Source organism: Comamonas testosteroni (assembly GCF_030505195.1).
In the GTDB taxonomy this organism is placed as follows: domain Bacteria; phylum Pseudomonadota; class Gammaproteobacteria; order Burkholderiales; family Burkholderiaceae_C; genus Comamonas; species Comamonas testosteroni_G.
The window spans coordinates 2,783,239-2,805,667 of record NZ_CP129672.1 but is presented as its reverse complement, the minus strand read 5'-3'; the positions used below and the strand labels follow the sequence as shown (position 1 = coordinate 2,805,667).

The window sequence follows — 22,429 nt, the reverse complement described above, 5'->3', positions numbered from 1 at the left end:
CCGCCGGCTGCAGAACCTCACAAGCCTCAGGCCAGCACATGCCGCCCATACGGCGAACACAGCCAGAGCACTGCAACCACATTGATCAGGACCATGAGCCAGAACTGCAGCTGAAAGCTGGTCTTGCTGCTTTTGTGGCGCAGCCACTGCTGGGCCAGCAGGGCACCGGGCCAGCCTCCGGCCAGCGCCATGGTCTGCAGCGTTTTTTCCGGTGTGCGCCACTGCCCCTTCTGGGCGGCCCATTTGTCCTGCCAGTAGGCCATGAAGGTCAGCATGCTCAGGCCCGCATAGACCAGCCAGAAGATGCGCGGTACGCCCCAGATGACGGCGGCGGCCAGCATCAGCAGCAGCCAAACCAGCAACACCCCATAGCTGAAGCCGCTGGAGGCATGCCAGCCCTGAGGCGGCGTACGCGAGGACTGCAAACGCCCTACAGACGGGCTGTTGCGCCGCACCGGAGACGAGCGGGCATGAGGCACCGAACCGCCAGCGCGCCATGCAACCTGAAGCGCGCGCTTTCTGCCCTGCTCCATACCGACGGCAAACTCCAGACGCAGGCCGGGCTGGGGACGCTGCTCTGCGGGCGGGCGCGGCTCAAAAGCACTGATATGGACAAACAGGCGCTCGCCACCGCCATCGGCCTCTATCCAGCCGAAGCCACGCTCGCCATTCCATTGCGTCAAGGTACCGCTGTAGCGCATCTAGATCCTTTGTTGTTTTTGACACCGCGAACAGGCCCGGTGATGCAAAAAGCAGGCGGGTCCCGTCCAGAAAAAACCTTTTCCCCCGCATGGCTGTGTTAGTTTTGGGGCAGCCGTATTTTCTTAAGAAAGCACTCAAGCATGCAGAAATCTCTGTTCTCTCTGGCCGTCATCAGCTCTGCCCTGGCACTGAGCGCCTGCTCCTCCATCAGCCCCATAGGCGCCCAAGCACCGGCTGAATACGACTACGCACTGAGCTGCAAGCTCAAGGAAGATGACCCCAAGAAGTGCGAAGCCCAGATTCGCGCTCTCTGCGAAGACCCCAGCAAGGCCGTGGTGCGCAAATCACGCCATGTGGACCCCAAGGACAATTCCGTGGTCTACGGCTATCAGGCCGCCTGCAACAGCTAAGCCCTGCAGCACTCCGAAACATCGGGTATTTCGGGCCTTGCCGCACGATGAGCCTGAACCTCAGGAGTTAACAGGCATGAAAAAGCCACCGCATGCGGTGGCTTTTCTTGGCTGATGCAGGTGCTCCAGGGCACCAGACATCAACGCTTCTGGCGGTACTTGCGCAGAGCGGCAATCTGAGCTGCCATGACGGCCAGCTCGGACTGTGCACGAGCAATATCCAGCTCGCCCTTGGCGTTCTTCAGGGCTTCCTCAGCGGCAGCCTTCGCCTTTTGCGCCTTTTCATCGTCCAGATCCTTGCCGCGGATGGCGGTGTCGGACAGCACGGTCACGCAGTTGGGTTGCACTTCCAAAATGCCACCGGCCACGAAGACGAACTCTTCGCTGCCATCAGGCATTTCGATGCGCACCGAACCCGGCTTGATGCGGGTGATCAGCGGTGTGTGGCGGGGATAAATGCCCAGCTCGCCCGCTTCGCCGGGCAAGGCGACAAAGCGCGCTTCACCGGAGAAGATGGACTCTTCGGCACTGACCACATCAACGTGGATGGTGTTCATCTTTGCTCCTTGGAAAAGGTTAAAACTGGTCCTGAAACTTGCACACCCTAAGCCATAGACGCCGAGCAAGGGCCGCCCCGCAGCGAGGGCGTCGTCCCCCTCCCGAAGAGAGAGGGGGAAGCGGCGTTAGCCGCTCAGGGGGTGAAAGTCCGTTAGGCTGCCAGCTTCTTGGCCTTCTCGAAGGCTTCGTCGATGGTACCAACCATGTAGAAAGCCTGTTCGGGCAGGTGGTCGGCTTCGCCATTCACGATCATCTTGAAGCCACGGATGGTTTCAGACAGGGGAACGTACTTGCCGGGAGCACCGGTGAACACTTCAGCCACATGGAAAGGCTGCGACAGGAAACGCTGCATCTTACGAGCGCGGGACACGACCAGCTTGTCTTCGGGAGCCAGCTCGTCCATACCCAGAATCGCGATGATGTCGCGCAGTTCCTTGTAGCGCTGCAGTGTGCCCTGCACTTGGCGAGCCACCTTGTAGTGCTCTTCGCCAACCACTTGGGGGTCCAGCTGACGGCTGGTGGAGTCCAGTGGGTCCACGGCGGGGTAGATACCCAGCGAAGCGATGTCACGGGACAGCACCACGGTGGAGTCCAAGTGAGCAAAAGTGGTCGCGGGCGAGGGGTCGGTCAAGTCATCGGCCGGCACGTAAACGGCCTGGATGGAAGTGATCGAGCCCACCTTGGTGGAGGTAATACGCTCTTGCAGCTTACCCATTTCTTCAGCCAGGGTAGGCTGGTAGCCCACGGCGGAAGGCATACGGCCCAGCAGAGCGGACACTTCGGTACCGGCCAGTGTGTAGCGGTAGATGTTGTCCACGAAGAACAGCACGTCCTTGCCTTCGTCACGGAAGGCTTCGGCCATGGTCAGACCGGTCAGCGCAACGCGCAGACGGTTTCCTGGAGGCTCGTTCATCTGACCGTAAACCATGGCAACCTTGGATTCGTTCAGGTTGGCCTGGTTCACAACGCCGGCATCCGACATTTCGTGATAGAAGTCATTGCCTTCACGGGTACGTTCACCCACACCGGCAAACACCGACAGACCACCGTGGCCCTTGGCGATGTTGTTGATGAGTTCCATCATGTTCACGGTCTTGCCCACACCGGCGCCACCGAACAGACCCACCTTGCCGCCCTTGGCGAAAGGAGAGATCAGGTCAATCACCTTGATGCCGGTTTCCAGCAGTTCCTGCGAAGGCGACAGTTCGTCGTAAGCAGGAGCCTTGCGGTGGATGGGGGCTGTCAGCGTCTGGTCCACATCGCCGCGCTCGTCGATGGGGTTGCCCAGCACGTCCATGATACGACCCAGCGTCGCCTTGCCCACGGGCACGGTGATGGGGTTGCCGGTGTTGGTGACCATCAGACCACGCTTGAGGCCGTCGGAAGAACCCAGGGCAATGGTACGCACCACGCCGTCGCCCAGCTGTTGCTGAACTTCCAGGGTCAGGGCCGTACCTTCCAGCTTCAAGGCGTCATACACCTTGGGCACCTGGCCGTGGGCAAACTCCACGTCCACCACGGCGCCGATACATTGAACAATCTTGCCTTGTACTTGAGCCATTTTTTGCTCCAATCTGTTTGTTCGTTAAAGCCGTTTACACAGCGGCTGCGCCTGCCACGATTTCCGACAACTCGGTCGTAATCGCTGCCTGACGCGTCTTGTTGTAGACCAGCTTCAACTCGCTGATGACGTTGCCGGCGTTGTCGGTAGCGGCCTTCATGGCCACCATGCGCGCCGATTGCTCGGACGCCATGTTTTCCGCAACTGCCTGGTACACGAGGGACTCCACGTAACGAACCAGCAGTTCGTCGATGACGCTCTGAGCGTCAGGCTCGTAGATGTATTCCCAGGATGCACCCGTCTTCTCGGCTTGCAATTTTTCGGACGACAGGGGGAGCAGTTGCTCCACCACCGACTCTTGCTTCATGGTGTTGATGAACTTGGTGTACGCAAGGTACACCGCGCCCAGCTTGCCTTCAGCATATTGGTCCAGCAACACCTTGACAGGCCCGATGAGCTTGTCGAGGTGAGGCGTGTCGCCCAAGCCTGTAGCGTGAGAGACCACCTTGGCACCGACACGGTTCAGAAAACCCAGTCCCTTGCCGCCAATGGCCACCGCTTCTGTCGCAATGCCCGCATCCTGCTGTTCGCGCAACTTGTTGGTGACGACACGCAACACGTTGGTGTTCATGCCGCCGCACAAACCCTTGTCGGTCGTCACCACGATGACGCCGACCTTCTTGGCATCGCTCACTTGCATGAACGGATGCACATATTCAGGGTTGGCTTCGCCAAGATGGGCTGCAATGTTGCGGATTTTTTCGCTGTATGGACGGGCAGCCAGCATCCGCTCCTGCGCCTTGCGCATTTTGGATGCAGCCACCATTTCCATGGCTTTGGTGATCTTCTTGGTGTTTTCCACCGATTTGATCTTGCCGCGTATTTCCTTACCTGCTGCCATGATGACTCCTCGCCGGTATTAAGCGAAGGACTTCTTGAATGCAGTAATGGCTGCAGTCAGTTCAGCTTCGTCCTTGCCTTCCTTGTCGAAAGCACGCTTTTCGTTCAGACGGTCCAGCAAAGCGCCGTGGCTGGTCTTCAGGAACTGGTGCAGACCAGATTCGAAGGGCAGCACTTGCTTGACTTCGATGTCGTCCATGAAGCCCTTGTTCACTGCGAACAGCGAAGAAGCCATCAGAGCGGTCGACAGAGGAGAGTACTGAGCCTGCTTGAGCAGTTCGGTCACGCGGGCACCGCGGTCCAGCTGCTTGCGGGTTGCCTCGTCCAGATCGGAAGCGAACTGCGCGAAGGCAGCCAGTTCACGGTACTGAGCCAAGTCGGTACGGATACCGCCGGACAGGCCCTTCACCACCTTGGTCTGAGCGGAACCACCCACGCGGGACACAGAGATACCGGCGTTGATAGCGGGACGGATACCGGCGTTGAACAGGCTGGTTTCCAGGAAGATCTGGCCGTCAGTAATCGAAATCACGTTCGTGGGAACGAAAGCGGACACGTCGCCAGCTTGTGTTTCGATGATAGGCAGAGCGGTCAGAGAACCGGTCTTGCCCTTGACTTCGCCCTTGGTGAAGGCTTCGACGTAGTCGGCGTTCACGCGAGCGGCACGCTCCAGCAGACGGCTGTGGAGATAGAACACGTCGCCGGGGAAAGCTTCACGTCCGGGAGGACGGCGCAGCAGCAGCGAAACCTGACGGTAGGCCACAGCCTGCTTGGACAGATCGTCATAAACGATCAGAGCGTCTTCACCGCGATCGCGGAAATATTCGCCCATCGTGCAGCCGGAGTAGGCCGACACGTACTGCATGGCTGCCGATTCGGAAGCGGTAGCAGCAACGACGATGGTGTAGTCCATCGCGCCGGCTTGCTCCAGAGAGCGCACCACGTTCTTGATCGAAGATGCCTTCTGACCAATAGCGACGTAGATGCAGGTAACGCCCTGGCCCTTCTGGTTGATGATGGCGTCGATAGCGACAGCCGTCTTACCAGTCTGACGGTCACCAATGATCAGTTCACGCTGACCACGGCCCACGGGCACCATGGAGTCGATGGACTTGATACCGGTCTGCAGAGGCTGATCCACGGATTGACGTGCGATCACGCCAGGAGCGACCTTCTCGATCACGTCCGTCATCTTGGCGTTGATGGGGCCCTTGCCGTCGATAGGCTGACCCAGGGCGTTCACCACGCGGCCGACCAGCTCGGGGCCCACGGGCACTTCCAGAATACGGCCGGTGCACTTGACGGTGTTGCCTTCTGCGATGTGCTCGTAAGCACCCAGAATCACGGCGCCCACGGAGTCGCGCTCCAGATTCAGAGCCAGACCGTAAGTGGGTTGACCGTCGGCGCCTGCGGGGAATTCCAGCATTTCGCCAGCCATCACGTCCGACAGGCCGTGCACGCGCACGATACCGTCAGTCACCGACACCACGGTGCCTTGGTTACGGACGTCAGTGCTAGCAGCCAGCCCTTCGATGCGGCTCTTGATCAGTTCAGAAATTTCTGCGGGATTGAGTTGCATGACTCTTTCCTTCTTTCTTGTGTGTTAGCCGAGACCTCAAGCGCATTACGCGGTGAGGGCCGCTTTCATTTGTTCCAGACGGGCCTTGACGGAGGTGTCCAGCACCTCGTCGCCCACCACGACGCGAACGCCACCGATCAGCGATTCATCGAGCTTCACGGTGAGATTCAGCTTGCGGCCAAAGCGCTTTTGCAGCGTGGCGCCAAGCTCGGCCAGCGCTGCATCCTCAATCGGGAAAGCGCTGTACACCACGGCATCCGAGGAGCCGCTCTTGCTGTTCACGAGGCTGCGGAACTGGGCTGCCACTTCAGGCAGCACGTCCAGACGGCCGTTTTCGAGGACCACATGCAGGAAGTTGCGTGCGGACTCGGGCAATGCCGACTTGGCCACACCCGTGACGAGATCGAACACTTGCGCGTCGCTCACGTTCGGGTTGTCGGCCAGTTGGCGCAATTGCGGGTTGGCGGCAATCGCCGCCAATTCCTCCACCCAAGCGACAGTGCTGTTCAAGTCTGCGCCCTTGTCGGCACAGGCTTTGAACAATGCTTCGGCGTAAGGGCGGGCAATGGTGGCGAGTTCTGCCATTTTTTGCTTTCCTTACAGCTCTGTCTTCAGACGGTTCAGCAGATCAGCGTGGATACCGGCATTGACTTCCTTCTTCAGGATCTGCTCGGCACCCTTGACGGCCAGCGCTGCCACTTGCTCACGCAGGGCTTCACGGGCAGCAATGGCTTGCTGGTCAGCTTCAGCGCGGGCAGCAGCAACAATCTTGTTGCCTTCTTCTGTCGCACGAGCCTTGGCTTCTTCAATGATGGCCTGGGCGCGGCGTTCGGCGTCCGCAAGCCGCGAAGCTGTTTCGTTGCGCGTCTGGGCCAATTCCTGCTCGACGCGCTTGTTGACAGCGGTCAGTTCGGTCTTAGCCTTGTCGGCAGCAGCGAGGCCATCGGCGATTTTCTGGGCTCGCTCATCCAGTGCCTTCGCGATCGGGGGCCACACGAACTTCATCGTGAACAGCGCCAGAACCAGGAAAACACCAAGCTGAACGAACAGGGTCGCGTTAATACTCACGGCAACACCTTTCTATTTAGGGCGTTGAACGGAGCTTAGGCAACCAGTTGGAAGGGGTTGGCGAAGGCGAACAGCAGAGCGATAGCCACACCGATCAGGAAGGCGGCGTCGATCAGACCAGCCAAGATGAACATCTTGGTTTGCAGTTCGTTGATCAGCTCAGGCTGACGTGCCGAGGATTCCAGGAACTTGCCACCCATCAGAGCGATACCGATCGAAGCGCCGATAGCGCCCAGACCAACAATCAGACCACAAGCCAGAGCGACGAGACCGAGAACGTTTTCCATGATGACTCCTAGGGATTAAAGAAAGGTTGAGTGAAAGAAAGGATTTCAGTGAGCTTCATGTGCTTGGCCGAGGTAAATCAGCGTCAGCATCATGAAAATGAAGGCTTGCAGGGTAATGATCAGGATGTGGAAGATCGCCCAGATCGAACCTGCAATGATGTGCCCCACGGGGAGCAACACACCGGAAAGCGACATGGCAGCCGCACCGCCCATCAAGGCGATCAGACAGAACACCAACTCACCAGCGTACATATTGCCGAACAGTCGCATACCGTGCGAAACCGTCTTGGCAACGTATTCAATGATTTGCATGGCCAGGTTCACAACACCCAGGATCACAGCAAACACGGGATTCTTCGAGGTACCGAACGGAGCGGTCACCAGTTCGTGAGCCCAGCCGCCCAGGCCCTTGATCTTCACGCTGTAGATCAGGCACAGCACCAGCACGCCGGTCGACAGACCCAGAGTGGTGGACAGGTCGGCGGTAGGCACGACACGCAGGTAGGCGTGAGAGTCGCCCTGAGCGGTCTGCCACAGCACGGGCAACAGATCCACAGGCAGCATGTCCATGGCGTTCATCGCGAAGATCCAGACGAACACGGTCAGAGCCAGAGGAGCGATGAACTTGCGAGATTGAGCGTTGTGAATATTGGCCTTGGCCTGGTTGTCCACCATCTCGACCAGCATTTCCACGGCGGCCTGGAAGCGGCCGGGAACGCCGGAAGTCGCCTTGCGGGCAGCCAGCCAGAGGACGAACAGGCACAAAGCGCCCAGAGTCACACTCACGGCAATCGAATCCAGATTGAACACGGAGAAGTCGATGATGGACTTCTGCTTGATGTTCTGGAGGTGTTGCAAGTGGTGAACGATGTATTCACTTGCAGTTGGTGCGTGCGCTTCTGCGGCCATCGGTCAACTTCTCTCAAATATCAATCGGTTTTTGGACACTGGATCGCACCAGAAGCGCAACCCAATACGTTTTCATCACAACAATCAAGCCAACCAGCAGCGCCAGCCAGCTCAGGTCAGGTACCAGCTTGGGTGCCGCCGCCAACATGGCAATGCACAGCACCAGCTTCACCAGCTCCCAACCGAAAATCCCTGCCATGGCGCCACCGGCACCTCCCGGCCGCTGACGAACCACGCCTCTTGCAAACAGCGCCGCGGGCAACACGACCGCCAGCGCTCCATACGCTGCCGACCAGCCTGCGGCTGCACGCCCCGTGATCAACCACGACAGCAAAGCCACGATAACGCCTACCAGCGTCTGAACCATGACGATGCGCCAGACCGAAACCTGCGGAAAGCGCGAACGCCATGCAGAGGCTTCTTGTGCAGTCAGGGGCTTGAAGTCTTCGACTTCGTCCTCATCCTGAAAATCAGCGGGCATGTTTGTCATGTTTTCTTTCACACCGCTGACCAGACAAGACTTTTTACAAAGCCTCTGATTATAAGTAAAAACCCCCGTCGTTAGATAGGGGTTGATACTGTCATGCGCAAAACGTCTTTGACAAGACCCGAGGGTTGTCGCCGAGTGACAACATTTGCCGCCCGCTGCTTTGGTGCGGCGCGAGTGTGCCTCAATTGAAAAACCTGATTGCCCTGAATTGCCTGCCTGCCCCCAGGGGCTTTGAAGGTTTGCAGGCTCTGGCCATCCATCGATTAGGCCCACGCACGCATGGCTGCGCGGTGTGGCGCACAATCTTTCTTACTCATTGACAGGCTGTTTCACCAACGGCAATTTTTCATTTCAGCCAAGGATTCTTCATGAGCGACACGCCCAACACCTCTGCCGCCAACGAGAACGGTCAGCAAGAAGACCCGCGCAAGGATTCGCTGATCGAGTATCCGAGCCAGTTTCCCATCAAGGTCATGGGTGTCAAGAATGAACATCTGGTGCATGAAATCACCAAGATCGCCGAAAAATTCGACCCCAGCTTTGACGCCAGCACGGTGGAGCTGCGCCCCAGCTCCGGCGGCAACTACCTGGGCGTGACCATCACCATCACGGCCACCAGCCGCGAGCAGCTGGACGATACCTACCGCGCACTGACCTCTCACCCCCTGGTGAAGGTCGTGCTGTGAGCGACAGCCCGATTGCTTCTGCCTTGCCCCCTGAACCCATGGACCTGCGCTTTCTCGGGCGCACCGGCTATGAAGCTGCGGTGGTCGCGATGCAGGAGTTCACGCGCACCCGCAACGCGAGCACGCGTGACGAACTCTGGATTTGTGAGCACTCACCGCATTTCACCCAGGGGCTGGCTGGCAAGACCGAAAATGTTCTGAACCCCGGCGATATTCCCGTGGTCGCCACCAATCGCGGCGGCCAGGTGACCTATCACGGCCCCGGTCAGGTGGTGGCCTATCCGCTGCTGGATCTGCAGCGCATGGGCTACTTCGTCAAAGAGTATGTGTACCGGCTGGAAGATGCAGTGATCCGCACGCTGGATCATTTCGGCGTTACCGGCCACCGCGTGGCAGGCGCGCCCGGCATCTATGTGCGCCTGGACGACCCGCGCAGCCATGCCATGCTGGAGCAGCGCCCTCAGCACCGCGAAGCGGGTAGCCCGGCGCCCGAGCCGCATTTCGAGGGTCTGGGCAAGATTGCCGCCCTGGGCATCAAGGTCAGCCGCCACAGCACCTACCACGGAGTGGCCCTCAATGTCGATATGGATTTGGAACCTTATTTGCGAATCAACCCTTGCGGATACGCAGGGCTGAGGACGGTGGACCTTTCTACAATCGGCGTACAGACAACCTGGGACGAGGCCGCATCCGTGCTGGGCCGCCAGCTGAAGGCGCGTCTCTCACCCTGAAGGCAAGATCATGAGCACCAATGAAGTCGTGCGCGAAGCGCAGTCCGCCGAAAACTACAACCCGCTGGCCAAGCAGAAGGCTGCAGCCAAGCTGGCGCGCATCCCCGTGAAGGTGGAGCAGGCCGAAGTCCTGAAGAAGCCCGAGTGGATTCGCGTCAAGGCCGGCAGCCCCAGCACACGCTTTTATGAGATCAAGGACATTCTGCGCAAGAACAACTTGCACACGGTCTGCGAAGAAGCCAGTTGCCCGAATATTGGCGAGTGCTTTGGCAAGGGCACGGCCACCTTCATGATCATGGGCGACAAGTGCACGCGCCGCTGCCCCTTCTGCGACGTGGGCCATGGCCGCCCCGATCCGCTGGACGTGAACGAGCCGCTGAACCTGGCACGCACCATTGCCGCGCTGCGCCTGAAGTACGTGGTGATCACCAGTGTGGACCGCGACGACCTGCGCGACGGCGGCTCGGGCCACTTTGTGGGGTGCATCAAGAACATCCGCGAACTCTCGCCCGAGACGCAGATCGAAATCCTGGTGCCCGACTTCCGCGGCCGTGACGACCGCGCGCTGGAGATCCTCAAGTCGGCCCCGCCCGATGTGATGAACCACAACCTGGAAACCGCGCCGCGCCTGTACAAGGAAGCGCGCCCCGGCTCCGACTATCAGTTCAGCCTGAACCTGCTCAAGAAGTTCAAGGAACTGCACCCCGATGTGCCGACCAAGAGCGGCATCATGGTGGGCCTGGGCGAGACGGACGAGGAAATCCTGCAGGTGATGCGCGACATGCGCGCCCACAACATCGACATGCTGACCATCGGCCAGTACCTGGCCCCCACCAACAGCCACCTGCCCGTGCGCCGCTATGTGCACCCCGACACCTTCAAGATGTTCGAGCAAGAGGCCTACAAGATGGGCTTCACCCACGCCGCTGTCGGCGCCATGGTGCGCTCCAGCTACCACGCCGATCAGCAGGCGCATGCCGCAGGCGTCTGAGCACCGAAGAAAATGCTCCCCCCAAAAGCAGCCCACGGGCTGCTTTTTTCATGGCCACACGCAACAAGCAGTGCTGCACGCTCCAGGATTTGCCCAAAAATAAAGCTCCTGAATAAGGAGCTTGATGCGCTTTTCCTGCAACGATTACAAGGTAATTTCATAGCAGGATCATTGCAGATCATGCGCTAAAAGCTATGAATTTTGAATAACTCACTGTTTGCATCGAAAAAACGCCTGGCTAACCGGCAAACCGCTGGCTGGCAAAAACGACTGCAGGCTGAACAGGCCCGACGAGTCGCCCCACGATGAAACTGAGCAATGCAGCACTTGATACCCCACCAGAGTCCTGCGCTGCAAGCTGGGGCGGATATTAACATTAAATGAGAATCAATATCAATTAATTCTCACTTCCGACAAAAAGAAATCTGTAAGCACCTGTTTTACAGCCATTTCGCAACCGTTGGCACCTGTAGCCACAGCCGGCCTGGCGTGCGCTGCCAGTTGCTGCGCAAGCGCTGCATCTCCCAGCACCGGCTCAAGCGCACGGGCGATTTCCTGCGAATTGGCGTAATTCATCCATCCCTTTTCTGCCTGCCTTGAGGTCGTTCCCTGGCTTCTTCAGGGTGCCAGCATCTGCGCCGGGCATTCGCTGACCAGCACCTCGCTGGCCCAGGGTGCAAGCTTGCTGCAGTCCGAACGCAGCACCTCCTGCTTGACGGCCAGAATCTGCGCAGGGTGCATGGAAAAGCTGCGCAGGCCCAGGCCCAAAAGCAGCCGGGTCATGCTCAGATCGCCCGCCATTTCGCCGCAAACGCAGACTTCCTTGCCTGCCGCATTGGCTGCGGCGATGACCTCGGCCACCAGCCGCAGCACGGCAGGATGCATGGGGTCGTAGAGATGGGCCACGGTTTCGTCGGCACGGTCGATGGCCAGCGTGTACTGGATCAGGTCGTTGGTGCCGATGGACAGAAAGTCGAAATATTGGAGAAAGCTGCGCACCGTCAGGGCGGCCGCCGGGATCTCGATCATGGCACCCAGCTTGACCGGCCCGTAGGCGATGCCGCGCACATCGAGCTCATGCTGCGCCTGGCGCAACTGGGCCAGGGTCTGCTCGATCTCGCTGCGATGGGCCAGCATGGGAAACAGCAGCTTGATCTGCCCATGCGCTGCGGCGCGCAAAATGGCGCGCAGCTGGGTGCGGAACATGACGGGGTCGGCCAGACTCCAGCGTATGGCACGCAGGCCCAGCGCGGGGTTGAGGTAGTAGTCCTTGGGCTGAGCCTTGTCCAGCGGCTTGTCGGCCCCCACATCCAGCGTGCGGATGGTGACCGGCATGCCTTGCATGCCGTCGATGGCCTCGCGATAGGCGCGGTACTGCTCCTCTTCCCCGGGCAGATTGCCGCTGCGCCCCATGAACAGAAACTCGGTACGGAACAGCCCCACCCCGACTGCGCCAGCACGCACGGCAGCAGCTCCGTCGCTGGGCTGCTCGATATTGGCCAGCAGCTCCACCTTCTGCCCATCCATGGTGAGGGAGGGGGTGTAGCGCAGACGGGTCAGACGCTCGCGCTCCAGTTCGGTCTGGCGCTGGCGAAAGCTGTACTCCGCCAGGATGATGGGCGTGGGGTCCACGATGACCACGCCCTCGTTGCCGTCGATGATGACCCAGTCATCCTGGCGAATCAGCTGGCTTGCGGCCCGCGCACCCACCACGGCCGGAATGTCCATGCTGCGTGCGACGATGGCCGTGTGGCTGGTCTTGCCGCCCACGGCAGTGATGAAGCCCGCAAAGACCTTGCTCTTGAACTGCAGCATGTCCGCTGGCGACAGATCTTGTGCCACCAGCACCAGCGGGGTTTCCGTGGTGACATCCAGTGGCAGCTGCTGTCCATCCGCGACGAGCGTGGCGCCAGCCGGTGCCAACGGGGGCGCAACCTGCGCAATCGGACTGGCCGCGCCCTTCATGTGGCGCAAAATGCGCTCCACAACCTGCTCCAGATCGGCCTTGCGCTCGCGCAGGTACTCGTCGTCCATCTCGTCGAACTGGCGCGAGACGATTTCCAGCTGCGTGGTCAGCGCCCATTCGGCGTTGTACAGCCGCTCCGAGATCCAGTTTCGGATGGCCTCGGCCAGTGCCTGGTCCTGCAGCAGCATCAGATGCACATCAAGCAGCGCATCCAGCTCTCCGGGCGCATCCTTGGGCATTTCCTCCTGAAGCCGGCGCAGCTCGTCAATCACCGCATTGCGTGCCGTGCGGGCACGCTGGATCTCCGACTCCACCTGATCGGGCCGGATGAAGTAATGCACCACCTCCATGCGACTGGAGGCCACAACGACCGCGCGCCCGATGGCAATCCCCCGGGAGACGGCCAGGCCGTGGATGGCAAATGTCATAGCGAATGCCCCTTCGCGAATTTCGCGATTGCTTTTTGCTTGCTTCTTGCTCTTGTTTTTGCAGCAGTCAGCGCCAACTATCGCTGCACTACAGCATCAAAAGCGCTCTACTTCATTGACAGCAAGATCTTGCCTGCTATCAAAAGAGCTAACCGTCGAGCCGCCACCTGCTCGCGGTCAAGCCGCGGCGCAGGTGAAGCAGTTTCTACTGGCCTTCGCCAAACTTGTCGTTGATCAGGGCCACCAGCGCATCCGTAGCTTCCTGCTCCTGCGCGCCATCGGTTTCCAGCTCCAGCGCGGATCCTATGCCCGCCGCCAGCATCATCACGCCCATGATGCTCTTGGCATTGACGCGGCGCTCGCCCTTGGTCAGCCAGACCTCGCAGGGGAAGCTTCCGGCCAGCTTGGTGAGCTTGGCCGATGCACGGGCATGCAGGCCCAATTTATTGCTGATGGTGATATTGGTCTTGATCATTGGAAGGTCGTGCGCTTTGATTTTGTCGGGAACTGCCGGCTACCTGCATCACCCCCTGGCTGCCGCCCACCATGGCCCGCGAAACCAGGGCATCCAGCGGCTCATGCCGATAGCCGATGGAGCGCAACAGCATGGGCAGGTTCACACCCGCCACCAGCCTGGCCTGCAACAGTCCCGTGAGACGCTGGGCCACATTGCATGGGGTGGCGCCAAACAGATCGGTCAGCACCAGGGTCGGCGCATCCAGTCCGCCATGTGCCACCAGCATGGCCAGGGCGCGCTCCAGCGTGGCCTCGGGCGCCTCTTCAGAAGGCACATCCAGGGCCAGCAAGTCGTCAGCGCTATCGGCAAACACATGCAGGGCGCATTCGCGCAATGCAGCGGCCAGAGGAGCGTGAGTGAGCAAAAGAATGCGCGTGGTCATGTAGTCACAGTTCTTGATAGCAAATTATGGCCTGTTGCCGCCTTCAACAAGGGCAATGAGGTGGAGGAAGCGCAAGGGTCATGATCTGGATGCGGGCTTATTGCAACTGCAGGCCCGAAAAAAACATCTCGGCCTCGGCAGACCTGAGCTTGTCGGCGTAAATCACGGCGTGATAGACCCTGGCGCCGCTGCCCTCCAGGCGAGCAAACCACAGGCCATGCCCCACCACCTTCTGCCCCCGGGGGCCAAGCCTCTCGAAGGTCATGCGCAAGGACTGCGGCAGATTCAACGTGCCCTTGGGCACCCACGGACCGTCCCCCTTGGCATCGAGCCTTGTCGCGACGCCGCCTGCCGACTTCAGCTGCGCCAGCACCGCCTGCTGCCAGAACGTCAGAGCCTCGGCCGCGCGGGCGGGTTCGGCCACGGCGAAATGCGATACCGCATAGGTCGCGCCCTGGGCCTCGCAGCCCACCACCGACAGCGGCACCTGGCCCAGGCCCAGCTCGACAGGGCGGCTGGCCGTCTGCGCATCGCAGGGCAGCAGCGCTTGCAGCGGCGCACCCTTGAGCTGGATGGTGCGCCAATTCAGCGCCGGGCTGCAGGCGACCAGCAGCGCGCAGCAGACCAGCACCGTCGCAGCCCAGAGTCCGGTTTTCTTCATGACCCATTATCGGCAGCGGCATGGGCCCGGCCTGTCACGCAAGCCTAGGGTTGACCCGTGGGTCAGGCAGTAAGAACTGAACTTTCGGCGTGTTTGGCACACCAAACCACAGATCAGCAAGGTGCTGAAGATTTGTGCACAATCAATCTCTATGGCAAGCAAACATTGGATCGCAGGCATTGTGGCGGCCGCCGTCATCGGCGTCGGGGCCTGGGTGTATTCGGGCGCAGGGCAGACTGCGGCGCCGCAATCCACCTTTGTGCTGCTGGACGGCAGCCAGAAAACCACCGCAGACCTCAAGGGCAAGGTGACGCTGGTGAACTTCTGGGCCACCAGCTGCACCACCTGTGTGGCAGAGATGCCCGAGATCATCAGCACCTACCAGAAGTACCAGGGCAAGGGCTTTGACACCCTGGCCGTGGCCATGAGCTACGACCCGCCCAGCTATGTCGTGAACTTTGTCGAATCGCGCAAGCTGCCCTTCCAGGTCGCGCTGGACAACACCGGCAACGTGGCCAAGGCCTGGGGCGATGTGCAACTCACCCCCACCACCTTCATCGTCAACAAGCGCGGCGAGATCGTGAAGAGCTATATCGGCGCCCCCGACTTTGAGCAGCTGCACAAGCTGATCGAGAAGCTGCTGGCCGAGCCGGCGAACGCTTGATCTCATTCAACTGCGCACGCTGCCAAACGATCTCAAGATGAAATCACACTGAAATCAGCCAGCAGAAAGCGCAAGGCGCTCGTAAAAAAACCGGCAATGCCGGTTTTTTTACGTCTGCTTGATGCAGGACAGTCTTGGCTTACTTATTGCGGAAGCTGTCGTGGCAGCTCTTGCAGCTATTGGCTGCCGGGCCGAAAGCCGTCTTGAGATTGTCCAGATTACCGGTCTTGGCGGCAGCGTTGAGCTTGACGACTTCGGCTTCCATCTTGCCCGACAGGTCATGGAACTTGGCCTGCTCCTTCCACACTTCAGGCTTGGTCTTGCCGCCTTCGGTGCCGGCGCCGAAACCGGCCCAGGGCAGCTTGGACATGAAGGCAACGACCTCGGCGCTTTCCTGCGCGCTCTTGGCATCAAAGGGCATCTTGCCGTTGGCCATGGCGCCCAGACGGCCGAAATGCGTGCCCAGCACGCTCAGGGCGCTCTGGCGGTATTTGATGGCATCTTCAGCCTTGGCGAACTGGGCCGAGGCGGGCAGGGCCACGGTGGCAACCACAGCAGCGAATGCCAGAGTGGAAAAAGCTTTCATCGGGGTATCCTTTCTTGGTTCCGCAGCCTGCCGCAGGCGGCCGCCTGACCAGTATGGCAGACGAAAGTGAAAGCATGCACTGCCGCTGCAGCTCGGCTTACCCACCCCTCAAGGCACAATGTTTGCACCGACACGCCACGAACAGAGTCCATGACGCAAGCCACCAACACCACTTCTACAGCCCCGCATAAAGTGCGCATCTGGGATCTGCCAACCCGCCTGTTCCACTGGCTTTTGGCAGCATGCATCGTGGCCCTCGTCATCACGGCCAAGATGGGTGGCAATGCCATGAACTGGCATCTGATACTGGGTCAGGTGGTTCTGGCGCTACTGGTCTTTCGTATTTTCTGGGGCTTGGTCGGCGGCTACTGGTCGCGCTTTGGCAGCTTCATCCCCTCTCCCGCCGCACTGCAGCGATATATGCACGGCAAATCAACTACTCAAGATCGCGCCGGCCACAACCCGCTGGGCTCACTGTCCGTGCTCGCCATGCTCATTGTTTTGATAGCGCAAGTCGCCAGCGGGCTGATCAGCGACGACGAAATTGCCTTCAGCGGCCCCTTGACCCGCTTTGTGTCCGGCGACCTGATTTCCCAGGCCACGGGCTATCACGCCCACTGGGGTCAGTACCTCATTTACGGGCTGGTCGTGCTGCATGTCCTCGCCCTGATCTGGTACAGCATCAAGGGCGACAAACTGGTGCCCGCCATGGTGACGGGTGACAAGCTGCTGCAAGAGCCAGTGCCCGCCAGCCGCGACACCGCCGGCCGCCGCGCTCTGGCCGTGGTGCTGGCACTGCTGGCAAGCGCCCTGTCCTGGTGGATTCAGCAACTTGGCCAAAGTGCTGCTTTCTAAGTTCTGACAGCAGCCGCCGCGCTTTAACCATGCAGCGCGCTTGCCGCTACACTGGCCCTTCTTTCATCATTGCCTAGCTGCCGTGGACAAGCCTGCCGTGGACTTGCTGACGCCCACACTCGAGGAGATGGACGCTGTGCGTCAGATCTTCCAAGAGTATGCGGACAGCCTGAACATCGACCTGGAATTTCAAGGATTCGAAACCGAACTCGCCGAGCTTCCCGGCGACTATGCCGAACCCCGCGGGCATATTCTGCTGGCTCGTGTAGACGGCAGCATTGCAGGCTGCTGTGCACTGCGCCCCCTGGATGACTCCGACTATCCCAATGCCGCCGAGATGAAGCGACTGTTCGTGCGCAAGGCGTTTCGTGGCTTTGGCCTGGGGCGCCAACTGGCAGAGGCGATGCTCGACCAGGCACGCCAGGCCGGCTACGACCATGTGCTGCTGGACACGCTCGACGACATGGAAGCCGCCCGCGCACTCTATGTCGAGCTGGGCTTTGAATCCATCGCCCCCTACTATCACAACCCGCTGCCAGGGTCGCACTACCTCAAGGCCGATATCGGCTAAGGCCGCGCATCGCGCGCCTTTAGCGCCTCGAGAACACGGCAATTTTTTCTGCACCTCGATTTAAGTTTCGGCGTGACAGAGCCGCTTAGTACAGGCAAGAGCGCCACGGTGGCGTTCGGTCTGTCATAACGACTCTGTTTTTAGGAGCACTCCATGCTGAGCCTGCACACCAACGCCGCTTCCCTGAGCACGCAAAACTCCCTGGCCTCGACCAACAAGGCCTTGTCTTCCTCCATGACCAAGCTGGGCACGGGCTACCGTGTCAACTCCGCCATGGACGATGCAGCAGGCCTGCAGATCGCCACCCGCCTGAACGCCCAGGCACGCGGCATGTCCGTGGCACAGAAAAATACCCAGAACGGCATCTCCATGCTGCAAACTGCCGAAGGCGCTTTGGCCGAGGTTGGCAACATCATCCTGCGCATGAAGGATCTTGCGACGGAAGGCTCCAATGCCACAGCAACAACTGACGACAAGACTGCAATGAAGGCCGAATTCGATGCCCTGAGTGCCGAAATCACCAACATCATGGACAACACTAAGTTCGGTGGACAAGCGCTGATGGCCACCGGGGGCACACTCACGGCCGCCGCCTCATTCCAGATCGGCGCCACAGCTGCAGAAACCTATTCCTTTGACGCTTCAGGCAGCCTGACAGCACTGAATACAGCCATCACTGCCCTCAAGGCAGGCGCCATTGCGAACGGCACCATCACACTGGCAGAAACCGCCTCCAATGCCGTGGGCACGCTGCGCTCTGCTATTGGCGCAGGTGCCAACCGTCTGGAACATGTGTACAACAATCTGGGCAATATGATTCAGAACACCGAGGCCGCCAAGGGCCGCATCCTGGACGTGGACTACGCCAGCGAAACCGCCAACATGACCAACAAGCAGATGCTGATGCAGGCTTCGTCCGCCATGCTCAAGCAATCGTCGAGCATGAGCCAAATGGTGGCTTCGCTGCTGCAATAAGCACCGTCACTCTTGTGTAAAACCGCCTTCGGGCGGTTTTTTTATTTAAGAAATTTGCCCTAGCCGTCGCTTTGGACAGGCAAGAGCGCCGCAGTGGCGTTCGGTCTGTCACAACGACTCTGTTTTTAGGAGCACTCCATGCTGAGCCTGCACACCAACGCCGCTTCCCTGAGCACGCAAAACTCCCTGGCCTCGACCAACAAGGCCTTGTCTTCCTCCATGACCAAGCTGGGCACGGGCTACCGTGTCAACTCCGCCATGGACGATGCAGCAGGCCTGCAGATCGCCACCCGCCTGAACGCCCAGGCACGCGGCATGTCCGTGGCACAGAAAAATACCCAGAACGGCATCTCCATGCTGCAAACCGCCGAAGGCTCGCTGTCGGAAGTCAGCAACATTCTGCTGCGCATGAAGGATCTTGCCACCGAGTCCGCCAACGCCACAGCTACGCAAAACGATCGCGATGCCATGCAAGCCGAATTCGATGCTCTGGGCGCAGAAATGGCCAATATCGTGGCAAACACCAAATTCGGCGGTGAAAGCCTGTTCGTCGCAGGTAAAGCGAGCATCGCCACCGCCGCCGGAACATTGGGTACTGCAGCCGGCGCAACCTTCCAAATTGGCGCCGATGCAGCCGAAACAATGACTATCAAATTCGGTGGCGCCGCTGCTTCTGCAGACGGCACACTTACCGACGTGCTCGCCGACCTTGGAGCAGTGTCCACACAATTCGCCAACGCGCCCGCTGCCGGCACAGAAGTGAAGACCCTGACTGATGCCAACGCTATCATTTCCGACATCGAGACTGCTATTAATTCCGTCGGAACGATGCGTTCGGGACTGGGCGCAGCTTCCAACCGCCTGGAGCATGTCTACAACAATCTGGGCAATATGATCCAGAACACCGAGGCCGCCAAGGGCCGCATCCTGGACGTGGACTACGCCAGCGAAACCGCCAACATGACCAACAAGCAGATGCTGATGCAGGCGTCTTCCGCCATGCTCAAGCAGTCCTCGAGCATGAGCCAGATGGTGGCTTCGCTGCTGCAGTAATTGCAGCACCGAGCGTGAGGCGCAGGCCTCTTTGCCCAATAAAAAACGCCAACCTCTCGGTTGGCTTTTTTTGCTTCTGCATCTGCCTTTTCCCAAGGCTGTCGCGGCTAGTTCAGGCGCTCGGCCATGATGCGTTCCAGCGTGGCCTGCTGCTCCTGAGTCAGGCCTTCCAGGCTGCAGCCCACAACGACCAGCTCGCCAAGCAGAAACGAGCGGTAGCTGCGGCGCGAGCGCACCGCAAGGTCCACCTGGATCTGCACACCATCGCCGAGATTGAGCACCACCATGGGAATTTTTCGGCCCATGAACAGCATGGCGGTTTCGCTGCGCGAGCCGCGCAAGGCCACCCCCCCAGCGCTTAGATCTTCCACATGCAGTACGCAAGGGCGCTGACCGAACATAAAGCGGGCTTCACCGTACTGCCCCAGCGGCAGCGGCACACGCGGATAGCGCCGGCGCTGGTGCTGCAGCACCTGTGCCGGCCAGGGTGCCTCCAGCAGCCAGCCCCCACCTGCCTGTTGCGTCCACTGCGCCTGCATCACCCATTGGGTAAGCAGCCCCCCCGGCAAATGCGCCACGGCCAGCACCTGCGTCGGCAGGGGTTGCAGCGCGCCGGAGACATCGAGTGCCAGCTGCTGCTGGTCCGCATCGATACGGCTCAACAGCCCCATGCCGCAGGGACGGCCGCCGGTATCGTCCAGGCAGGAGGCATCGTGCGCCTCAGCCCGCAAGGTCATCACGCTTTGCTGGCGCTGCAAGGTCTCGAACACCTGCAACAGAGCACCCGGGCTGTCCAGGCGGGAGTACGACGAATCAATCATGGCAGGTACGGCATTAGCTTGAGGCAGCTTGGTGAACACCATATTGTCGATGGACAAAGACCAGTAGCGGTCTTTATCCCAGCACACCACGGCTTTGCAGCAAACGCGCCACGCGCCGACGGGAGATGGCCCGCACCGCAGGCACCACGGCCAGCACCCAATCATAGGCAGGCACCTGAGCAGCACTGGTGAACGCGATGGCAAATTTCTGCATGGCCGCAGTCTGTGCGGCCTGGTCTTGCAGGCTGAGGCCCGCGCCGGTCTGAAAGGCCTGCACGGCAGCCAGCGCCTGACTCACTCTCTCGCGCACCACCGGCAGTGTGAGCTGCAGCTCTTGGGCACGCTCAGTGTCCGCCACACTCCAGCCTGCGACTGGCAGAGCCTCGGCCACCGTCTGAAGCCTGGGCGCCACCCATTGGCCCGCAGGAAAACGCTGACCATTGCCCTTGACCATGAAGCGCTGCTGCACCTGGGGCCAGCAGCGCTCATCGACCGAAAGCTGCAGCGGCTGCTCCAGGGGGCCAAGTTGCATGCCCAGCGGTGCCAGGGCTGCGGCGAGCGCATGGCGGCTGGCACCGGCCGAGCGCGTCTGGCTGGCCTGCCAGGTGCCATGGGCACCATCCTGCCCCAGCAGGCAAAAGCTCACCAGCTCCTTGTCCTGAGCGCTCAGGGCCTGCAGAGTCTCCCAGCTCCAGCCTGCCAGCAGGAATGGCTTGCGCGCGACGCGCTCCGGCGACCACTGCAGACATTCATCCAGACTGTCCAGCGTGCGCGCGGGGCGCTGCGCCCATAGCTCCTGCACCTGCTGCAGCGCAATACGCATGCGTGCCAGAGCGGCTTCCGAGGGCAGTTTGCGCTGGTGACGAGCGGCCTGTCCCAGCAGACCCAGCGCCCGCCCCAGCGCGATCAGGAAATCCTGCGTCATCTGCGCCTTGCTGACCTGCACCTGAAACTCGCGCACATGCTGCGCAACCGCCGCAGCCATCCAGCCCTTGGGCCAGGTGCTCTGGTAACGAACCTGGGGCAGCAGCTGCGCCGCAACGGCAGCAACCGGCGCCGTGGCTATACCAGGCTGCGACCCGCCCACGCTGCCCGCACGCCCCGGCGCACCGCCGGCAATCCGCGTGCTGCTCACAGGGCGTCAAACAGGCTCAGTTGGCTGACCTTGCCATAGGCGGCCTGGGTGGCCTGCACGGCTGAAATCAGGCTTTTGAGCTGCACCGCCGCAGTCGAGTAATTGAGTTGCGAATACTCGAGCACCGAGGTCTGGTTGGCCGTGCTGAGATTGCTCCAATTGGTGTTGAGCGTCGCAATGATGTTCTGGGCGCCACCGAGCTTGGAAATCTTGGTGGAGACCTGGTCCATGGATTGGTCCACGCCTTCGAGGGCAGCCTGCAGCGTGGCTCGCGTCGCCGGATCATTGGCCGTGGTGTTGCCACCGCGGATGACACCGATGGCGGCATCCAGCGCATTGAGCACACTGGCCATTTCACCACCCAGGGTCACGTTGGCGGGCTGGGTGATGCCGTTCCCGACCACCACCATCTGCTGCTCGGCATTGCCGTCGGCGCTGTAGCGGCTGCCGACGGCAGCGGTCCGGTCCAGGCCCAGCGTCGGCGTCTTGCTCAGCGTGCCGGAAAACAGGTAGGTGCCTTCCTGATCCTTGGTCAGGGTACTCGCATACAACCCGTCACGCAGGGCTTCCAGGCTTGTGGCCATGGCGCTCAGGTCTTCTGCAGTGTTGCCGCCATCCAGCGCCCAGACCAGCAGGTCGCGCCCTGCAAGCAGATCGCTGTTGATGCTGCCGAGCACGGTCTCGCTTTGCGTCATGCGGCCGGACAAGGCACCAATATTGTCCTTGTACTGCGCAATGCTGGCTTCCTCGCGCTGCAGGCGCGCAATGCGCACATGGGCGATGGGGTCGTCGCTGGGACGGGTCAGGCGGTTGCCCGAGGCCATCTGCCCCATGAGCTTTTCCAACTGGGCATTGGAGTTCTGCAACGAGGCGTTGACGGTGATGTGGTACTGGTTGCTGGAGACGCGCATGGCGTGATTTCCCGATTCGTGAATGTGAACGC

General features: G+C 60.5%; 28 protein-coding genes. 9 read left to right on the top strand and 19 right to left on the bottom strand.

Annotated features, from left to right (window positions below):
• Positions 1-26 precede the first annotated feature (26 nt).
• A complete protein-coding gene (locus QYQ99_RS12860; protein WP_302092974.1) occupies positions 27-701 on the bottom strand; it encodes a cold shock and DUF1294 domain-containing protein in 675 nt (224 codons plus the stop codon).
• Between the two features lie 141 nt (positions 702-842).
• Here QYQ99_RS12860 and QYQ99_RS12855 point away from each other — a divergent pair, with 141 nt between their 5' ends.
• Positions 843-1,112: a hypothetical protein gene (locus QYQ99_RS12855; protein ID WP_302092973.1), complete on the top strand. Its 270-nt coding sequence runs from the start codon at positions 843-845 to the stop codon at positions 1,110-1,112.
• 140 nt (positions 1,113-1,252) lie between these two features.
• Here the strand turns inward: QYQ99_RS12855 and QYQ99_RS12850 are convergent, their stop codons facing one another.
• From QYQ99_RS12850 to QYQ99_RS12810, 9 genes are all read right to left on the bottom strand, one after another.
• Entirely contained in the window at positions 1,253-1,669 is a 417-nt protein-coding gene (locus QYQ99_RS12850) for a F0F1 ATP synthase subunit epsilon (RefSeq protein ID WP_003059364.1), read from the bottom strand.
• A 152-nt stretch (positions 1,670-1,821) separates the two neighbouring features.
• Entirely contained in the window at positions 1,822-3,231 is a 1,410-nt protein-coding gene (gene atpD / locus QYQ99_RS12845) for a F0F1 ATP synthase subunit beta (RefSeq protein ID WP_043370619.1), read from the bottom strand.
• A gap of 34 nt (positions 3,232-3,265) precedes the next feature.
• Positions 3,266-4,132, bottom strand: a complete 867-nt coding sequence (gene atpG / locus QYQ99_RS12840) for a F0F1 ATP synthase subunit gamma (RefSeq protein WP_302092972.1) — start codon at positions 4,130-4,132, stop codon at positions 3,266-3,268.
• Between the two features lie 18 nt (positions 4,133-4,150).
• The gene (gene atpA / locus QYQ99_RS12835) at positions 4,151-5,710 is read right to left on the bottom strand and encodes a F0F1 ATP synthase subunit alpha (protein WP_302092971.1); all 1,560 of its coding nucleotides are present in this window, start codon (positions 5,708-5,710) and stop codon (positions 4,151-4,153) included.
• 45 nt (positions 5,711-5,755) lie between these two features.
• Entirely contained in the window at positions 5,756-6,295 is a 540-nt protein-coding gene (locus tag QYQ99_RS12830; RefSeq protein WP_302092970.1) for a F0F1 ATP synthase subunit delta, read from the bottom strand.
• 12 nt (positions 6,296-6,307) lie between these two features.
• Positions 6,308-6,778: a F0F1 ATP synthase subunit B gene (locus tag QYQ99_RS12825; RefSeq protein WP_003059375.1), complete on the bottom strand. Its 471-nt coding sequence runs from the start codon at positions 6,776-6,778 to the stop codon at positions 6,308-6,310.
• A gap of 35 nt (positions 6,779-6,813) precedes the next feature.
• Positions 6,814-7,065: a F0F1 ATP synthase subunit C gene (atpE, locus tag QYQ99_RS12820; protein WP_003059376.1), complete on the bottom strand. Its 252-nt coding sequence runs from the start codon at positions 7,063-7,065 to the stop codon at positions 6,814-6,816.
• Positions 7,066-7,110: 45 nt separating this feature from the next.
• Positions 7,111-7,974, bottom strand: a complete 864-nt coding sequence (gene atpB, locus QYQ99_RS12815; RefSeq protein WP_302092969.1) for a F0F1 ATP synthase subunit A — start codon at positions 7,972-7,974, stop codon at positions 7,111-7,113.
• A gap of 13 nt (positions 7,975-7,987) precedes the next feature.
• Positions 7,988-8,455: an ATP synthase subunit I gene (locus QYQ99_RS12810; protein ID WP_019042020.1), complete on the bottom strand. Its 468-nt coding sequence runs from the start codon at positions 8,453-8,455 to the stop codon at positions 7,988-7,990.
• 377 nt (positions 8,456-8,832) lie between these two features.
• Between QYQ99_RS12810 and QYQ99_RS12805 the strand changes: the two genes are divergently transcribed.
• From QYQ99_RS12805 to lipA, 3 genes are read left to right on the top strand one after another with little or no spacing between them, the layout of a single operon-like run.
• The gene (locus QYQ99_RS12805) at positions 8,833-9,150 is read left to right on the top strand and encodes a YbeD family protein (RefSeq protein WP_003059380.1); all 318 of its coding nucleotides are present in this window, start codon (positions 8,833-8,835) and stop codon (positions 9,148-9,150) included.
• 38 nt (positions 9,151-9,188) lie between these two features.
• On the top strand, positions 9,189-9,881 hold the full coding sequence (gene lipB, locus QYQ99_RS12800; RefSeq protein WP_302093166.1) for a lipoyl(octanoyl) transferase LipB: 693 nt from the start codon (positions 9,189-9,191) through the stop codon (positions 9,879-9,881).
• 10 nt (positions 9,882-9,891) lie between these two features.
• Positions 9,892-10,872 carry a lipoyl synthase gene (gene lipA / locus QYQ99_RS12795; protein WP_302092968.1) on the top strand — a complete coding sequence of 327 codons (981 nt, stop codon included), beginning with the start codon at positions 9,892-9,894 and terminating at the stop codon, positions 10,870-10,872.
• 393 nt (positions 10,873-11,265) lie between these two features.
• On the opposite strand, the gene QYQ99_RS12790 is transcribed toward lipA, so the two are convergent.
• From QYQ99_RS12790 to QYQ99_RS12770, 5 genes are all read right to left on the bottom strand, one after another.
• Entirely contained in the window at positions 11,266-11,448 is a 183-nt protein-coding gene (locus QYQ99_RS12790; protein ID WP_302092967.1) for a hypothetical protein, read from the bottom strand.
• A gap of 42 nt (positions 11,449-11,490) precedes the next feature.
• On the bottom strand, positions 11,491-13,266 hold the full coding sequence (gene ptsP / locus QYQ99_RS12785; RefSeq protein WP_302092966.1) for a phosphoenolpyruvate--protein phosphotransferase: 1,776 nt from the start codon (positions 13,264-13,266) through the stop codon (positions 11,491-11,493).
• Positions 13,267-13,471: 205 nt separating this feature from the next.
• Positions 13,472-13,741, bottom strand: coding sequence for an HPr family phosphocarrier protein (locus QYQ99_RS12780; protein ID WP_053284307.1), 270 nt, complete (start codon positions 13,739-13,741; stop codon positions 13,472-13,474).
• Entirely contained in the window at positions 13,710-14,165 is a 456-nt protein-coding gene (locus QYQ99_RS12775) for a PTS sugar transporter subunit IIA (RefSeq protein ID WP_034359049.1), read from the bottom strand. The genes QYQ99_RS12780 and QYQ99_RS12775 overlap by 32 nt, the downstream gene beginning before the upstream one ends.
• A 97-nt stretch (positions 14,166-14,262) precedes the next feature.
• Positions 14,263-14,826 (bottom strand): hypothetical protein, encoded by a 564-nt coding sequence (locus QYQ99_RS12770; RefSeq protein ID WP_302092965.1) that lies wholly within the window; start codon positions 14,824-14,826, stop codon positions 14,263-14,265.
• A 151-nt stretch (positions 14,827-14,977) separates the two neighbouring features.
• Here QYQ99_RS12770 and QYQ99_RS12765 point away from each other — a divergent pair, with 151 nt between their 5' ends.
• Positions 14,978-15,490 (top strand): TlpA disulfide reductase family protein, encoded by a 513-nt coding sequence (locus QYQ99_RS12765; protein WP_003081729.1) that lies wholly within the window; start codon positions 14,978-14,980, stop codon positions 15,488-15,490.
• 139 nt (positions 15,491-15,629) lie between these two features.
• Here the strand turns inward: QYQ99_RS12765 and QYQ99_RS12760 are convergent, their stop codons facing one another.
• A complete protein-coding gene (locus QYQ99_RS12760; protein ID WP_302092964.1) occupies positions 15,630-16,076 on the bottom strand; it encodes a c-type cytochrome in 447 nt (148 codons plus the stop codon).
• Positions 16,077-16,226: 150 nt separating this feature from the next.
• Between QYQ99_RS12760 and QYQ99_RS12755 the strand changes: the two genes are divergently transcribed.
• From QYQ99_RS12755 to QYQ99_RS12740, 4 genes are all read left to right on the top strand, one after another.
• The gene (locus QYQ99_RS12755; protein ID WP_302092963.1) at positions 16,227-16,931 is read left to right on the top strand and encodes a cytochrome b/b6 domain-containing protein; all 705 of its coding nucleotides are present in this window, start codon (positions 16,227-16,229) and stop codon (positions 16,929-16,931) included.
• An 82-nt stretch (positions 16,932-17,013) separates the two neighbouring features.
• Positions 17,014-17,502, top strand: a complete 489-nt coding sequence (locus QYQ99_RS12750; protein ID WP_302092962.1) for a GNAT family N-acetyltransferase — start codon at positions 17,014-17,016, stop codon at positions 17,500-17,502.
• 153 nt (positions 17,503-17,655) lie between these two features.
• A complete protein-coding gene (locus QYQ99_RS12745; protein ID WP_302092961.1) occupies positions 17,656-18,477 on the top strand; it encodes a flagellin in 822 nt (273 codons plus the stop codon).
• 138 nt (positions 18,478-18,615) lie between these two features.
• Positions 18,616-19,530: a flagellin gene (locus tag QYQ99_RS12740; RefSeq protein ID WP_302092960.1), complete on the top strand. Its 915-nt coding sequence runs from the start codon at positions 18,616-18,618 to the stop codon at positions 19,528-19,530.
• 107 nt (positions 19,531-19,637) lie between these two features.
• Here QYQ99_RS12740 and QYQ99_RS12735 read toward each other — a convergent pair whose 3' ends face one another.
• From QYQ99_RS12735 to QYQ99_RS12725, 3 genes are read right to left on the bottom strand one after another with little or no spacing between them, the layout of a single operon-like run.
• A complete protein-coding gene (locus QYQ99_RS12735) occupies positions 19,638-20,438 on the bottom strand; it encodes a PilZ domain-containing protein (RefSeq protein ID WP_302092959.1) in 801 nt (266 codons plus the stop codon).
• Positions 20,425-21,486: a hypothetical protein gene (locus QYQ99_RS12730; RefSeq protein WP_302092958.1), complete on the bottom strand. Its 1,062-nt coding sequence runs from the start codon at positions 21,484-21,486 to the stop codon at positions 20,425-20,427. Before QYQ99_RS12730 ends, QYQ99_RS12735 begins: the two co-directional genes overlap by 14 nt.
• Entirely contained in the window at positions 21,483-22,397 is a 915-nt protein-coding gene (locus tag QYQ99_RS12725; protein WP_302092957.1) for a flagellar hook-associated protein 3, read from the bottom strand. The genes QYQ99_RS12730 and QYQ99_RS12725 overlap by 4 nt, the downstream gene beginning before the upstream one ends.
• Positions 22,398-22,429: the final 32 nt, after the last annotated feature.